This window comes from Rhodanobacter thiooxydans LCS2 (assembly GCF_000264375.1).
GTDB lineage: Bacteria > Pseudomonadota > Gammaproteobacteria > Xanthomonadales > Rhodanobacteraceae > Rhodanobacter > Rhodanobacter thiooxydans.
The window spans coordinates 1-13,869 of sequence record NZ_AJXW01000102.1 but is presented as its reverse complement, the minus strand read 5'-3'; the positions used below and the strand labels follow the sequence as shown (position 1 = coordinate 13,869).

The following is a 13,869-nucleotide window of genomic DNA, read 5'->3' as shown; positions in this document are numbered from 1 at the left end:
CCGTCACGTTGCACCTCGCGGCGACGGCCAGCCCGGCCGCTGCGCCCGTCAACGTCGTGCCGCTGGCGGCCAGCATGCTGGCGCCGGCGCAGGCGGCACCATCGGCCGCGGACGCGCTCGACAAGCAGGCAGCGCAGGCGCCCGCCGCCGCCGTACTGCCGCCACCGCCCGCGGCCGCCGCGCCGTCTGTGGCGCATCAGCTGCAACTGCCCACGCCGCCGACCAGCCCATTGTTCGCGCAGGACCTGGGCCAGCAGGTGGCCTGGCTGAGCGGGCAGAACGTCAAGCAGGCGCGGATCCGCCTGCATCCGGAGGAACTGGGTTCGCTCGATGTCAGCGTCAGCGTGAGCCACGGTCGCGTCGACGTGGTGTTCAGCGCGCAACACGCGGCAGCGGTGCCAGCGGTGCAGCAGAGCCTGCCGCTGCTGGACCAGATGCTGGCGCGGCATGGCCTCTCGCTTGGCCACGCCGAAGTCGGTCAGCACGATCGCGGCGATCGCCGCGGGCACGCGGGCGGTGGCGGCGGCGCGCTGGAGGAGATCGCCGACGTTCATGGCGCAGCGCCGGTGACCCTGGCCAGGATCGGCCTGCTCGACGCGTTCGCCTGAGTTCTTCCATACCTCGTCCTGCCGGCGTGGCCGCCGTTTGCACGGCGGCTTCTGCTGTCGCACGCGCACAGAACTGGCCGGGAACACCGCGCCGAGATCGCGTCGCGACGACCCGCCGGCGCCCGTCAAGAAAGCGCCGCACACGCTGCTTCGTTCGCCGCGAAGCAAGCTGGCACAAGGTTTTCCGTCGATGGCACGCGGCTTGCTTTTGATGCTGGGCACGCGCAGTGCGCGCGTCTTTCAATCATCTGCGGATCGAGGTTTCCATGGTCGACGAGGAACAAGCTGGCGAGGTAGTGGAGACCCCGCCCGAGCGCAAGAGCCGCAAGCCGCTGGTGATCGCAGTGTCGGTGGTGCTGCTGCTGGCGCTGGGCATCGGCGGCTATGTGTGGCAGTCGCGCCAGTCCGTGCCGGGCAAGGCCGGCAAGTCGACGCCGAAGGTTGCCCAGGCTGAACTCTACCTGCCGCTGGACCCGGCCTTCGTGGTGAATTTCCGCGACGCCGAATCGCTGCGCTACCTGCAGGTCGGCGTCACCCTGATGTCGCACGACCCCGCCGCGATCGAGGTGGCCAGGGCCGCCGACCCGGTGATCCGCGATGCGCTGGTGGCGCTGTTCAGCAACCAGGACTTCGCCATCATCAGCGATACCGCCGGGCGCCAGAAGCTGCAGGCCGATGCGCTGGTCGCCGTGCGCAAGATCGTCAGGGCGCGGCTCGGCCGCCCCGGCATCGACGCGCTGTACTTCACCAGTTTCGTGATGCAGTGACGGAAGGGCCGCAGGCATGAGCGATCTGCTTTCCCAGGACGAGATCGACGCGCTGCTGGATGGCGTCAGCGGCGGCGCGGTGGCCACCGGCGGCGACGAACCGCCGCCCAGCGGCGCGGTGGTCACGTACGACTTCACCCAGCAGGACCGCATCGTGCGCGGGCGGTTGCCCACGTTGGAGATGGTCAACGAGCGCTTCGCACGGTTCTTCCGGCTGGGCGTGTTCAACGTGCTGCGCAAGACCTGCGAGGTCTCGGTGCTGGGCGTGAAGATGGTCAAGTTCGCCGAGTACGTGCACAGCCTGGCGGTGCCGAGCAACCTCAACCTGGTGCGCATCAAGCCGCTGCGCGGCACCGCGCTGGTGGTGTTCGAGCCGCGCCTGGTGTTCACCGTGATCGACAACTTCTTCGGCGGCGACGGGCGCTTCCACGCCCGCATCGAGGGCCGCGACTTCACCGCCACCGAGAACCGGGTGATCCAGATCATGCTGGAGGAGCTGTTCGGCGCGATGACCGAAGCATGGGCGCCGGTGCTGGAACTACAGTTCGAATACCAGAACTCCGAGATCAACCCGCAGTTCGCCAACATCGTCAGCCCGACCGAGACGGTGGTGGTGTCGCGCTTCCACGTCGAGCTCGACGGCGGCGGCGGCGAGATCCACCTGACCCTGCCGTACGCGATGGTCGAACCGATCCGCACCCTGCTCGACGCCGGTGTGCAGAGCGACCGCGCCGACCGGGACGACCGCTGGGCGGAGATGCTGCAGGAAGAAGTGTTCGACGCGGAAGTGGACCTGAGTTCGCTGCTGCTCGACGTGCGCCTCAGCCTCGGCGAGTTCCTGCAGCTGCGCCCGGGCGACGTGATTCCGGTGCAGCTGCCCGAGCTGGCCACCGTCTACGCCGAGGACGTGCCGGTGTTCCGCGGTCACTACGGCCAGTCCGGCGGCCGCAACGCCGTGCGTTTCCATGCCCAGGCCGGGCGGCGCGAGAAGCGCGCGGCCGGCGAAAACTTCAAAGAGAAGACCCCGCATGAACCAGTCCGCTGAAACTGTGTCCGCCACCGCCGGTGAGCGCGTCGAGTTCGATTCGCTGCACGGCGTCGCCGCCGGCAGCGGCGACGTCAACCTCGACATGATCCTGGATGTGCCGGTGACTCTGGCGATGGAAGTCGGGCGCACCCGCATCAGCATCCGCAACCTGCTGCAGTTGAACCAGGGCTCGGTGGTGGAACTGGACCGCGCTGCCGGCGAGCCGCTGGACGTGTTCGTCAACGGCACCCTGGTCGCGCACGGCGAGGTGGTGGTGATCAACGAGAAGTTCGGCATCCGCCTGACCGACGTGATCAGCCCGGCCGAGCGCGTGCGCAAGTTGCGGTGACAGAGCCGTGAATAGGGAATGGGGAATAGGGAATAGGGTTGTCGCGGCGCTGGCGCCGGCGGCGCTGCCCGCCGCCGACGTCAATGTGGGCGGCGAGCTGTTCCGTGTGTTGCTCAGCCTGGCCGCGGTGGTGGCGATGATCTTCGTGGCGGGCTGGCTGAGCCGTCGGCTGCAGGCGCGCAGCCGGCCGGGCGGGCGGCGCATCCGCTGCGTGGAGGCGATGGCGGTGGGCGCGCGCGACCGCGTGCTGCTGCTCGATGCCGACGGCAAGCGCCTGCTGGTCGGCGTGGGTCCCGGCGGCATGCGCACGCTGCACGTCTACGAGGGCATACCGGTTGAACCCGCGGTGGCCGAACCTGCCGCGGCGCCACTGCCTGCGTTCGGCGAACTGCTGGCGCGCTGGAAGCGCGGCGCATGAGGATCTGGCGCTGGATCGTTGCCGTGTCGCTGCTGCTGTTGCCGCTGACGGCGCTGGCGGCGCCGCCAGGCATTCCGCTGGTGAACGTGCAGAACGTGCCCGGCGGCGGGCAGAACTGGACGCTGTCGCTGCAGGTGCTGGCGCTGATGACCGCGCTGACCCTGCTGCCGGCGATCGCGCTGATGATGACCTCGTTCACCCGCATCATCATCGTGCTCGGTTTCCTGCGCCAGGCGCTGGGCACGCAGTCCACTCCGCCGAACCAGGTGCTGCTGGGACTGGCGCTGTTCCTCACCCTGTTCGTGATGTCGCCGGTGCTCAACCGCGCCTACGCCGACGGCGTGAAACCGTACATGGACGGCCAGCTCGCCGCCGAGCTGGCGCTGCCGGCAGCCTCTGCACCGTTCAAGCAGTTCATGCTCGATCAGACCCGCGAGGCGGACCTGACGCTGTTCACCCGGCTGGCCGGCGAGAAGCCCTATGCGAGCAAGGCGGATGTGCCATTCAAGGTGGCGATGCCCGCGTTCCTCACCTCGGAGCTTAAGACCGCGTTCCAGATGGGCTTCCTGCTGTTCATCCCGTTCCTGATCATCGACCTGGTGGTGGCCAGCGTGCTGATGTCGATGGGCATGATGATGGTCTCGCCGATGATCATCTCGCTGCCGTTCAAGATCATGCTGTTCGTGCTGGTGGATGGGTGGACGCTGCTGCTGGGGACGCTGGCGGGGAGCTTCTACACGTGACCGCGCATCGCTTGGCCGGAGCCTCCATAGGAGCCCGCTCGCAGGCTATACTCTTGTTTGTCTCTGTGTTCAGAGTAAAGAGCTCTCAGAGCAAGAGCTTTCGTCTGCCTGCGGCAGCCGAGTCACTTTCTCTTTGCGTGCTCAAAGAGAAAGTAACCAAAGAGAAAGAGCACCCCGCTTACGCGCTTTCCGGGCATCCTGCCCGGAAAGTTCGCGGTCGGGCTACGGGGTTTGTCGACAGGGCATCCTGCCCTGACGCCAAACTGGTTCGCATCCATGCGAACCACCCTTCGGGCTTTTCCTTCGCCCGCCCGCCGCTGCAGAGGGGACCCCGGGTAGAGCAGCGCGCATCCTGCGCGCACTCCTCAGAAGAGCCGGATCAAAAGCAGAGGAGAAGCCACGGCAAGGCGTCGCTTTGCTGTGGCTGTTGCTTTCCGCTTCATCACCGAGTGCGGGCCAGGATGGCCCGCTGCTCTCCCCGGGGTCCCTTGCGCGGCGGTGAGCCGGGGTCGACAGGCCGCGCAGCGGGAACCGACAGGATGTCGGTTCCTTTTCGACAGTACATGGATGTGCTGTCGAAAAGCCCGGCCCCGGCTCACGGACTTGCCGGGCAGGAGCCCGGCAAGCGCCAAGCGGGGTGGCCTTTCTCTTGGGTTACTTTCTCTTTGGCCACGCAAAGAGAAAGTGACTCGGTCGCCGAAGGCGATCGACCGCTCTTGATTCTGAATGCGGCGGCAGCAAGAGCATCGCGTACGACCGAAGGAAGTCCCGCGTGGACCAATGCGCTCCTACAGTTGCGGGCGCGGCAGCTCCCCGCCGCCACTGCGGCGAAGCACGCCACCGGAGCCTTCGCATGACCCCCGAATCCATCATGGAAATCGGTCAGCACGCGCTGTACGTGGCGATGCTGGTGGCCGCGCCGCTGCTGCTTACCGCGCTGGCAGTGGGTCTGCTGATCGGCGTGATCCAGGCGGCCACGCAGATCAACGAGATGACGCTCAGCTTCATTCCCAAGCTGATCGCGATGGCGCTGGTGGCGCTGATCGCCGGGCCGTGGATGCTGCGTCTGCTGGTGCATTACACCACGCAGCTGATCGAGAGCCTGCCGGGCGCGGTCAGATGACGGCGCTGGACCTGGCGCAGTTGCCGGCGTGGCTGGGCAGCCTGTTCTGGGTGGTCGGTCGGGTCAGCGGGCTGTGCCTGGTGGCGCCGGTGTTCAGTGCGACGGTGGTGTCAGCGCGGATCCGCGTCGGCGTGGTGGTGGTGCTGTCGCTGGTGCTGGCGCCGCTGGCGCCGGCGACGATCGATCCGCTCAGCGGCGACGGCGTGGCGACCATGGCGGGGCAGGTGGTGATCGGCGCGGCGGTGGGCTTCGTGCTGAAGCTGGTGTTCGAGGCGGTGTCGTTCGGCGGCGAGCTGGTGGGGCAGAGCATGAGCCTGGGCTTCGCCGAGGTGGTCAATCCGCAGGCCGGCGGCAGTTCGAACGTGTTGAGCCAGTTCTACCTGCTGCTGGTGACGTTGCTGTTTCTCGCGATGGACGGCCACCTGCGTCTGATCGCGCTGCTCGCCGATAGCTTCCACAGCCTGCCGCCGGGCGTGCCGGCGATCGACGCCGATGGCCTGCGCGCGGTGGCCGGTTTCGCGGCGGAGCTGTTTTCCGGCGCCGTGCGCGTCGCCCTGCCGGCGATGACTTCGTTGCTGGTGGTGAACATCGGCTTTGCCGCGATCAGTCGCGCGGCGCCGTCGATGAACCTGTTTGCGGTGGGTTTTCCGATCACCGTGTCGCTGGGTTTCATCGCCTTGTGGCTGTCGCTGCGCAGCCTGCCGGGTGCGTTCGAGGCGCTGCAAGACGATGCGTGGTCACTGATGCGCAACCTGTTCGGGAGCTGACGCGATGTCGGACGACAGCGACCAGGAAAAAACCGAACAACCAACCGAGAAGAAACTTCGCGAATCGCGCGAGAAGGGCGAGGTCCCGCGCTCGCGCGACCTGTCCGGCGCCATGGTGGTGCTGGCCGGCGTGGCGGCGCTGATGAGCGGCGGCGAGCAGGCGTTCGTGCATGCCAGGCGAATTTTCTCGCTGGGTATGCACTACTCGCGCGACGCGCTGTTCACCGATGACCTGCCGGGCCGCACGCTGCATGCGGTGGTGTACGAGGCGCTGGGGCTGTTCTGGCCGGTGGCGCTGGCCACGATGTTGGCCACGCTGGCCGCGCCGCTGCTGCTGGGCGGACTGAACTTCAGCGCGCAGGCGCTGCAGCCGAAATTCGAGCGGCTCGACCCGATCAAGGGGTTGGGCAAGATTTTCGCCATGCGCGGCCTGGTCGAGCTGGGCAAGGCGCTGCTGAAGCTGCTGTTCATCGGCGCGGTACTGGCGCTGCTGCTGTGGCATTGGCAGGGCGAGCTGCAGGCCACCGGCCGCGGCCCGGTGATGGCCGGCATCGCGCAGTCGATCAGCCTGCTCGGCCGCGCCGCGCTGTGGTTCGGCTCGATGCTGGCGCTGATCGGCGGCATCGATGCGCTCTACCAGAAGTTCGACCACGCGAAGAACCTGCGCATGACGCGGCAGGAAATCAAGGACGAGATGAAGGAAAGCGAGGGCAACCCCGAAATGAAGGGGCGCATCCGCCAGGTGCAGCAGGCGCAGGCGCGCCGCCGCATGATGGAGGACCTGCCCAAGGCCGACGTGGTGGTGGTCAACCCGACCCACTTCGCGGTGGCCTTGCGCTACGACGACGGGCGCATGGGTGCGCCGCGGGTGATCGCCAAGGGCGTCGACGTGCTGGCGCAGCAGATCCGCCTGGTGGCGGGCTCGCATCGCATCCCGCTGGTCGAGGCGCCGCCGTTGGCACGCGCCTTGTATGCAACGACTGAACTGGGTCGGGAAATCCCCGCCGCGCTGTATGTGGCGGTGGCCCAGGTCCTGGCCTACGTCTACCAGCTGAAGCAAGCCGCGGCGCAGGGCGAGACACCACCGGCAGCGCCAACCCCCGAGGTCGATCCCGACCTGATGGGGCCTTACCGCGAATAACCATGAGTCAAATCCATGACGGGTGCCAACGTACTGGGCAACTTCAAGCACTTCGCGCGACGGGGCATTGGCGCACCGGTGATGATGCTGGTGATGCTGGCGATGCTGATGTTGCCGCTGCCGCCGTTCCTGCTCGACATGCTGTTCAGCTTCAACATCGCGTTGTCGCTGGTGATCCTGCTGGCGGTGGTCTACGTGATGCGGCCGCTGGAGTTCGCCGCGTTCCCCACCGTGGTGTTGATGGCGACCCTGCTGCGGCTGGCGTTGAACATCGCCTCCACCCGCGTGGTGCTGCTGCACGGCCACGACGGCCCCGGCGCCGCCGGCAAGGTGATCGAGGCGTTCGGCGAGTTCGTCATCGGCGGCAACTTCGCGGTGGGCCTGGTGGTGTTCGCGATCATCACCATCATCAACTTCGTGGTGGTCACCAAGGGCGCCACCCGCGTGTCGGAAGTGACCGCGCGCTTCACCCTGGACGCGATGCCCGGCAAGCAGATGGCGATCGACGCCGACTTGAACGCCGGCCTGCTGACCCAGGAGCAGGCGCGCGAGCGGCGCCAGGAAGTACGCGAGGAGGCCGACTTCTACGGCTCGATGGACGGCGCCTCGAAGTTCGTGCGCGGCGACGCCACCGCCGGCATCCTGATCCTCATCATCAACATCGTCGGCGGCTTCTTCGTCGGCGTGATGCAGCACGGCCTGTCGGCCGGCGAGGCGGCCAAGACCTACACCTTGCTGACCATCGGCGACGGCCTGGTCGCGCAGGTGCCGGCGCTGATGCTGTCGGTGGCGACGGCGATCATCGTCACCCGCGTGTCCAAGTCGCAGGACATGGGCAGGCAGATGATCGGCCAGGTGTTCGGCCAGCCGCGCGCGCTCGGCGTGGCGGCGGCGGTGCTGACCGTGATGGGGCTGATCCCCGGCATGCCGAACGTGGCGTTCCTGCTGCTCGGCGCCAGCTGCGGCGGCGTGGCGTGGCTGCTCTTGAAGCGCGAGCGCGAAACGCGCGCCAGGCTGGCCGAGTCGATCGCCGAGAAGCCGGCCCCCTCGGTGGCGCCAGAGCGCGTCGAGCTGGGCTGGGAAGACGTGGCCAGCGTCGATCCGCTGGGCCTGGAAGTGGGCTACCGGCTGATTCCGCTGGTCGACGTGCACCAGGGCGGCGAGCTGATGGGGCGAATCAAATCGGTGCGCCGCAAGCTGTCGCAGGAGCTGGGCTTCCTGGTGCCGGCAGTGCACATCCGCGACAACCTCGACCTCGGTCCCAATACCTATCGCATCACCCTGATGGGCGTGCCGATGGGCGAGGCCGAGGTGCACAACGAGCGGCTGATGGCGATCAATCCCGGCCAGGTGCACGGCACCCTGCAGGGTATCGCCACGCAGGATCCGGCGTTCGGCCTGGAAGCGGTGTGGATCGAAAGCGGCCAGCGCGAGCTGGCGCAAAGCTACGGCTACACCGTGGTCGATCCGGCCACGGTGATCGCCACCCACCTGTCGCACATCCTGCAGGGCCACGCGCACGAACTGCTCAGCCACCAGGACGTGCAGCAGCTGCTGGACCGGCTCGCCGCCAACGCGCCGAAGCTGGTCGAGGACCTGGTACCGAAGCGCCTGACGCTGGGCGTGGTGGTCAAGGTGCTGCAGAACCTGCTGGCCGAACGCGTGCCGATCCGCAACATGCGCAGCATCGTCGAATCCTTGGCGGAGCACGCCGGGCAGAGTCAGGATCCCGGCGTTCTGACCGCCGCCGTGCGCGTGGCGCTGGGCCGGCAGATCGTGCAGGAGATCACCGGCCTGGGCACCGAAGTGCCGGTGATCACGCTGGCGCCGGAGCTCGAACAGATCCTGCTGGGCTCGCTCTCCGGCGGCGGTGGCGTGGCCGGCGCCGCAGTGGAACCGGGCCTGGCCGATCGCCTGCAACAAAGCGTGGCCGACGCCGCGCGGCGGCAGGAGTTGAGCGGCGAACCGGCGGTGCTGCTGGTCGCGCCGCTGCTGCGGCCATGGCTCGCGCGCTTCACCCGCCACGTGGCACAAAACCTGCACGTACTCGCTTACAACGAAGTGCCCGACAACCGCCGGGTGCGGCTGGTACAGGCCCTGGGGCGATGAAGAGCAGGGAATCGGGAGTAGGGAATAGGGAATCGGAAAAGCCTATGCAAAAGCTCTGCAACCTCGCGGTGAACTGCTCTTCCTGTTCCCTATTCCCCACTCCCTATTCCCCCTCGCGGAGCGAGCTATGAAGATCAAACGTTTCGTGGCGCCGGACATGCGCCAGGCGATGCGCGAAGTGCGCGAGGAGCAGGGGCCGGAGGCGGTGATACTGTCTACCCGCCGACTGGACGAAGGCATCGAGCTGGTCGCCGCGATCGACTACGACGAATCGCTGGTGCGCGAGGCTGTGCGGCATGGCGCGCCGATCGCGGCGGCACCGGCCGACGCGGAGGCGGCGGCAGCCGGTCCGCGTGCCGCGCCAGTCGAGGTGGCCGCGCCTGTAACGCCGCGTCAGCGCAAGGCCGCCATGCCGCCGACTGCGCCGCCGGCCAACGAGCTGCCGGCGATGCGACCGCTGATGGAACAGGCGGCACAGGACACCGCGCAGATGCGCAGCGAACTCGGCAGCCTGCGCGAGATGCTGGAGCTGCAGCTGTCCAGCCTGGCCTGGAACGACATGGAGCGGCGCCAGCCACTGCGCGCGCGGATCCTGCGCGAGATGACCCGGCTGGGCATCGAACCCGACGTGGCGCGCATGCTGGTGGCCGAACTGCCCGAACAGATCAATGCCGAGCAGGCGCGCTATCTGCCGCTGGGCATGCTCAGCCGCAGCCTGACGGTGAGCGGCCGCGAGCTGTCCGGCGACGACAACGGCGTGGTCGCGCTGGTGGGGCCGACCGGCGTGGGCAAGACCACCACCATCGCCAAGCTGGCGGCCCGCGCGGTGATGCGCCATGGCGCCGACCGGGTGGCGCTGATCAGCACCGACCACTACCGCATTGGCGCCGCCGCACAGCTGGAACATTACGGCCGGCTGCTCGGCGCGCGGGTCTACCCGGCCTACGACGCGGCGAGCCTGCGCAAGGTGCTGGAGATGCTGCGCGGCAGCCATACCGTGCTGATCGATACCGCCGGCGTCGCCGGCAGCGACCCGCGGCTCAACCAGCAACTGGAAATCCTCGCCGACGCCGGCGGCCTGCGCACCTGCCTGGTGCTGGCGGCGAACGGGCAGTCGCAGGCGCTGGACGAGGCGGTGCGCGCCTACCTGCCGCTGAAGCCGCAGGCCTGCATCCTGACCAAGCTGGACGAGGCGCCGGCGCTGGGCGGCGCGCTGTCGGTGCTGATCCGTCACCGGCTGCCGCTGGAGTACACCACCGATGGCCAGCGTGTGCCCGAGGACATCGCCGCGGCGGATGCGCGCGTGCTGGTGTGCCGCGCCGCGCAGTCGATGAGGCTGCCGGGGCCCGACGACGGCCTGATGGCCGAACGCTTCGGCTTCGCGGTGGCCGGCGCATGAGCGGAGTATTGGCGATGGACCAGGCTTCCGGGCTGCAGCGGATGCTGTCGGCCATGACCGACCCGCCTGCGGCGGACCTGCCGTCGGCCCATCAGGCCAGCAGCCTGCTGGCTGCGGCGCCTGCCGTGCGCCGGCACTGCCGCACGATCGCGGTGGCCGGTGGCAAGGGCGGCGTGGGCAAGAGCACGGTGGCGGTGAACCTGGGCGTGGCGCTGGCGGTGGCCGGGCGCGACGTGGTGCTGCTGGATGCCGACATGGGCCTGGCCAACGTCGACGTGATGCTCGGTCTCGCGCCGTCGCGCCACATCGGCCACCTGCTCGACGGCGAGTGCACGCTGGACGAGCTGATGCTGAGCGCGCCGCGCGGCCTGCGCGTGGTGCCGGCCGGCTCCGGTGCGCGCCGGCTGGCGCAGCTCTCCAGCGGCGAGCATGCGGCGATCATCCGCGCCTTCGACGAACTGGCGCAGCCGCCGGAATACCTGCTGGTGGATACCGCCGCCGGCCTGTCGGACAACGTGACGATGTTCGCCGCCGCCGCGGCCGAAGTGATCGTGGTGGTGTGCGACGAGCCGGCGTCGCTGACCGACGCCTACGGCCTGACCAAGGTGCTCAGCCGCGACTTCGGCGTGCGGCGCATCCGCATGGTCGCCAACATGGTGCGCAACGAGGGCGACGCGCGGGCGCTGCATCAGAAGCTGGCGCGCGTCAGCGACCGCTTCCTCGACGTGGTGATCGAGTTCGGCGGCTGGGTGCCGCACGACGAGCGCCTGCGCCAGGCCATCCGCCGCCAGTGCGCGGTGGTCGACCTGTGGCCGTCCAGCCATTCCGCGCTGGCATTCAAGCGATTGGCCACCGCGGCCGATAAGTGGGTGGAGCCCGACCGCGCGGGTCTCGACCGGATTGCTTTTTTTGCTGGCCGGACAACACCGGTAGGTGGGATGCCGAGATGAGCGTGGCTTCGGAATATCTGCAACTCTCCCGCGAGAGTGCCGACGAACTGGTGCGTCGGCACGCGCCGCTGGTGCGGAGGATCGCCTATCACCTGATGGGGCGGTTGCCGGCCAGCGTCGACGTGGGCGACCTGATCCAGGCGGGAATGATCGGTTTGCTGGAGGCGGCGCGCCATTTTGCCCACGACAAGGGGGCCAGCTTCGAGACGTATGCGGGCATCCGCATCCGTGGCGCCATGCTGGACGAATTGCGCCGCACCGACTGGACCCCGCGTTCGGTGCATCGCAAGACCCGCGAGGTGGCCGAGACGATCCGCCAGATCGAAACCGAGACCGGCGCCGAGGCGGATGACGCCGAGGTGATCCGCCGGCTCGGCATCAGCGCGGAGGAGTACCACCAGGTGCTGGCCGACGCGGCCTGCGTGCGCCTGCTCAGCCTCACCGCGTCGGACGACGGCGAGGAAAGCACGGTGCTCGACGTGGTCGACGAAGGCAGCCTCGGGCCAGCCGACAACGTCGAGCGCGACGGTATGCGCGAGGCGCTGGCCGAGGCGATTGGCGGTCTGCCCGAGCGCGAGCAGCTGGTGATGTCGCTGTATTACGAACAGGAATTGAACCTCAAGGAGATCGGCGCCGTGCTCGGCGTGAGCGAGTCGCGCGTCTGCCAGATCCACGGACAGGCGGTGATCCGGCTGCGCGCCAGGCTCACCGGGTGGCGAAGCTGAGAGCCTGTTTATGACCTCCAAGTACTCCGCGTTGTCATCGAGTGGCCGCCAGGTGGTAGTGCGTGGCGCAGCGCCTGACTGGCTGTCAGGCCGAGCCGCGCGCTGCCGCATGGCGGCCACTCGATGGCAACGCGGAGCACTTGGAGGTCATAAACAGGCTCTTAGAACCCCATGAATCCCCGCGGCCGGACCTCGGCCTGTACCGCACGTGGAGAAAGCGTTTGGACAAGAACATGAAAATCCTGGTGGTGGACGACTTTTCCACCATGCGTCGGATCGTCCGCAACCTGCTGGTCGAGCTTGGCTTCAGCAATCCGCTGATCCAGGAGGCCGACGACGGCGAGAGCGCGCTGGCCTTGCTGCGCAGCCAGCCGTTCGACCTGGTGGTGACCGACTGGAACATGCCGAACATGACCGGCATCGACCTGCTGCGCGCGATCCGCGGGGAGGACGCACTGAAATGCCTGCCGGTGCTGATGGTCACCGCGGAGAACAACCGTGACCAGATCATCGCCGCCGCGCAGGCCGGCGTGAACGGCTACATCGTCAAGCCGTTTACCGCGGTCACGCTCAAGGAAAAGCTCACCAAGATCTTCGAACGGATCGCCGCCAGCGGAGTCAGCGCATGAACGTCACGTCACCCCTAGCCATCGACGAGATGCTGCCGCCGGAACTGCGCGACCTGCTGAACAGTCCCGACGGCCCGGCGTTCGAGCAGGCGCTGGACGTGATGGTGCGCCAGCGCGAACAGCGCCTGTTCCGCGCGCTCGGCCAGCTGGCCCGCGACCTGCACGACGCGGTGCGCCGGCTCGGCGGCGAACTGGCCCAGGACGGCGTGCCGGCCATCACCGACGCGCGCCAGCACCTGCAGGACGCGCTGGAGATGAGCGCGCAGGCCGCCCACCGCAGCCTCGATTTCGCCGAGCGCATGCGCCCGCAGGCCGAATCGCTGACACGCAACGCCGGCCAGGTGCTGGAATGGACCAACGGCAACGACGCCGCCGCCGTGCTGGCGCGCGAGGCGGTGACGTTCGCCGGCAGCTGCCGCGACGGCCTCGCCGATATGGTGCTGGCGCAGTCGTGGCAGGACCTCACCGGGCAACGCATCAAGAAGGTCGCCAGCTTCATCGGCACGGTCGAATCCTCGCTGCTGGAACTGGTGCGGCTGACCGGTGCCTTGGCCGGCAGCGAGGCGCCGGCCAAGGCGGCCAAGGTGTCCAGCCAGGAGGATGCCGACCGCTTGCTGAGCGAATTCGGCTTCTGAGCGCACCGGCCATGGATGCGGAACTGGACAACGAGCTGCGCCAGGACTTTCTGGTCGAGGCGGGCGAACTGCTGCAGCGGCTGGACGAGCAACTGGTCGGGCTGGAAGCGGCACCGGGCGACGGCGAGCTGCTGAATGCCGTGTTCCGCGCCTTCCACACCGTCAAGGGCGGCGCCGGCTTTCTCGCGCTCGAGCCGATGGTGCTGCTGTGCCACCACGCCGAGGACCTGCTCAACGAGGCGCGCAACGGCAAGCTGGTGCTGGGCGCCGTGCAGATGGACGCATTGCTGCAGGCGCTGGACCTGCTCAACGGCATGATGGTGGCCGTGGGCGCCGCTGCGCCGCTGCAGACGCCGCCGCCGGCGTTGCTGGCCGCGCTGCTGCCGCAAGCCCGGCCGGTGGCGGCGGCTGCGCCGGCGCCGCCGGTGGTCGCTGCCAGCAGCAGCATCGACGACAGCGAGTTCGAGGCGCTGCTGGAA

Annotated in this window: 16 protein-coding genes; all 16 read left to right on the top strand. The window is 68.4% G+C overall.

The window, feature by feature from the left end; genetic code table 11:
* Nucleotides 1-608 (top strand): flagellar hook-length control protein FliK (locus tag UUA_RS17025; RefSeq protein WP_008439172.1); only part of this gene is annotated, 608 nt, incomplete at its 5' end.
* Between the two features lie 266 nt (nucleotides 609-874).
* Complete coding sequence (locus tag UUA_RS17020) at nucleotides 875-1,375, top strand: flagellar basal body-associated FliL family protein (protein ID WP_008439171.1); 501 nt, start codon at nucleotides 875-877, stop codon at nucleotides 1,373-1,375.
* 16 nt (nucleotides 1,376-1,391) lie between these two features.
* Entirely contained in the window at nucleotides 1,392-2,420 is a 1,029-nt protein-coding gene (fliM, locus tag UUA_RS17015; RefSeq protein WP_008439169.1) for a flagellar motor switch protein FliM, read from the top strand.
* A complete protein-coding gene (gene fliN, locus UUA_RS17010) occupies nucleotides 2,404-2,751 on the top strand; it encodes a flagellar motor switch protein FliN (RefSeq protein ID WP_008439167.1) in 348 nt (115 codons plus the stop codon). Before fliM ends, fliN begins: the two co-directional genes overlap by 17 nt.
* Nucleotides 2,752-2,758: 7 nt before the next feature.
* Nucleotides 2,759-3,169: a flagellar biosynthetic protein FliO gene (gene fliO, locus UUA_RS17005; protein WP_235605904.1), complete on the top strand. Its 411-nt coding sequence runs from the start codon at nucleotides 2,759-2,761 to the stop codon at nucleotides 3,167-3,169.
* Entirely contained in the window at nucleotides 3,166-3,912 is a 747-nt protein-coding gene (fliP, locus tag UUA_RS17000; RefSeq protein WP_008439164.1) for a flagellar type III secretion system pore protein FliP, read from the top strand. The genes fliO and fliP overlap by 4 nt, the downstream gene beginning before the upstream one ends.
* 853 nt (nucleotides 3,913-4,765) lie before the next feature.
* Entirely contained in the window at nucleotides 4,766-5,035 is a 270-nt protein-coding gene (gene fliQ, locus UUA_RS16995) for a flagellar biosynthesis protein FliQ (protein ID WP_008439158.1), read from the top strand.
* On the top strand, nucleotides 5,032-5,802 hold the full coding sequence (gene fliR / locus UUA_RS16990) for a flagellar biosynthetic protein FliR (RefSeq protein WP_008439157.1): 771 nt from the start codon (nucleotides 5,032-5,034) through the stop codon (nucleotides 5,800-5,802). Before fliQ ends, fliR begins: the two co-directional genes overlap by 4 nt.
* Before the next feature lie 4 nt (nucleotides 5,803-5,806).
* Complete coding sequence (flhB, locus tag UUA_RS16985; RefSeq protein WP_008439155.1) at nucleotides 5,807-6,943, top strand: flagellar biosynthesis protein FlhB; 1,137 nt, start codon at nucleotides 5,807-5,809, stop codon at nucleotides 6,941-6,943.
* A 15-nt stretch (nucleotides 6,944-6,958) separates the two neighbouring features.
* The gene (flhA, locus tag UUA_RS16980; RefSeq protein WP_008439154.1) at nucleotides 6,959-9,052 is read left to right on the top strand and encodes a flagellar biosynthesis protein FlhA; all 2,094 of its coding nucleotides are present in this window, start codon (nucleotides 6,959-6,961) and stop codon (nucleotides 9,050-9,052) included.
* A gap of 127 nt (nucleotides 9,053-9,179) precedes the next feature.
* Complete coding sequence (flhF, locus tag UUA_RS16975; protein ID WP_008439153.1) at nucleotides 9,180-10,451, top strand: flagellar biosynthesis GTPase FlhF; 1,272 nt, start codon at nucleotides 9,180-9,182, stop codon at nucleotides 10,449-10,451.
* A complete protein-coding gene (locus UUA_RS16970; RefSeq protein ID WP_235605905.1) occupies nucleotides 10,448-11,401 on the top strand; it encodes a nucleotide-binding protein in 954 nt (317 codons plus the stop codon). Before flhF ends, UUA_RS16970 begins: the two co-directional genes overlap by 4 nt.
* A complete protein-coding gene (locus tag UUA_RS16965) occupies nucleotides 11,398-12,126 on the top strand; it encodes an RNA polymerase sigma factor FliA (RefSeq protein ID WP_008439151.1) in 729 nt (242 codons plus the stop codon). Before UUA_RS16970 ends, UUA_RS16965 begins: the two co-directional genes overlap by 4 nt.
* Before the next feature lie 221 nt (nucleotides 12,127-12,347).
* The gene (locus UUA_RS16960; protein WP_008439150.1) at nucleotides 12,348-12,755 is read left to right on the top strand and encodes a chemotaxis response regulator CheY; all 408 of its coding nucleotides are present in this window, start codon (nucleotides 12,348-12,350) and stop codon (nucleotides 12,753-12,755) included.
* Nucleotides 12,752-13,390 carry a protein phosphatase CheZ gene (locus UUA_RS16955; protein ID WP_008439149.1) on the top strand — a complete coding sequence of 213 codons (639 nt, stop codon included), beginning with the start codon at nucleotides 12,752-12,754 and terminating at the stop codon, nucleotides 13,388-13,390. The genes UUA_RS16960 and UUA_RS16955 overlap by 4 nt, the downstream gene beginning before the upstream one ends.
* 11 nt (nucleotides 13,391-13,401) lie before the next feature.
* On the top strand, nucleotides 13,402-13,869 hold a 468-nt coding region (locus tag UUA_RS16950), incomplete at its 3' end, for an Hpt domain-containing protein (protein ID WP_008439148.1).

Excerpts from the sequence above, each read along its gene's own strand:
- UUA_RS16955 (WP_008439149.1), top strand. The coding sequence starts at position 12,752 with ATGAACGTCACGTCACCCCTAGCCATCGACGAGATGCTGCCGCCGGAA.
- UUA_RS16970 (WP_235605905.1), top strand. The coding sequence starts at position 10,448 with ATGAGCGGAGTATTGGCGATGGACCAGGCTTCCGGGCTGCAGCGGATG.
- UUA_RS16965 (WP_008439151.1), top strand. The coding sequence starts at position 11,398 with ATGAGCGTGGCTTCGGAATATCTGCAACTCTCCCGCGAGAGTGCCGAC.
- fliQ (WP_008439158.1), top strand. The coding sequence starts at position 4,766 with ATGACCCCCGAATCCATCATGGAAATCGGTCAGCACGCGCTGTACGTG.
- flhF (WP_008439153.1), top strand. The coding sequence starts at position 9,180 with ATGAAGATCAAACGTTTCGTGGCGCCGGACATGCGCCAGGCGATGCGC.
- UUA_RS17020 (WP_008439171.1), top strand. The coding sequence starts at position 875 with ATGGTCGACGAGGAACAAGCTGGCGAGGTAGTGGAGACCCCGCCCGAG.
- flhA (WP_008439154.1), top strand. The coding sequence starts at position 6,959 with ATGACGGGTGCCAACGTACTGGGCAACTTCAAGCACTTCGCGCGACGG.
- fliM (WP_008439169.1), top strand. The coding sequence starts at position 1,392 with ATGAGCGATCTGCTTTCCCAGGACGAGATCGACGCGCTGCTGGATGGC.
- fliP (WP_008439164.1), top strand. The coding sequence starts at position 3,166 with ATGAGGATCTGGCGCTGGATCGTTGCCGTGTCGCTGCTGCTGTTGCCG.
- fliR (WP_008439157.1), top strand. The coding sequence starts at position 5,032 with ATGACGGCGCTGGACCTGGCGCAGTTGCCGGCGTGGCTGGGCAGCCTG.
- fliN (WP_008439167.1), top strand. The coding sequence starts at position 2,404 with ATGAACCAGTCCGCTGAAACTGTGTCCGCCACCGCCGGTGAGCGCGTC.
- flhB (WP_008439155.1), top strand. The coding sequence starts at position 5,807 with ATGTCGGACGACAGCGACCAGGAAAAAACCGAACAACCAACCGAGAAG.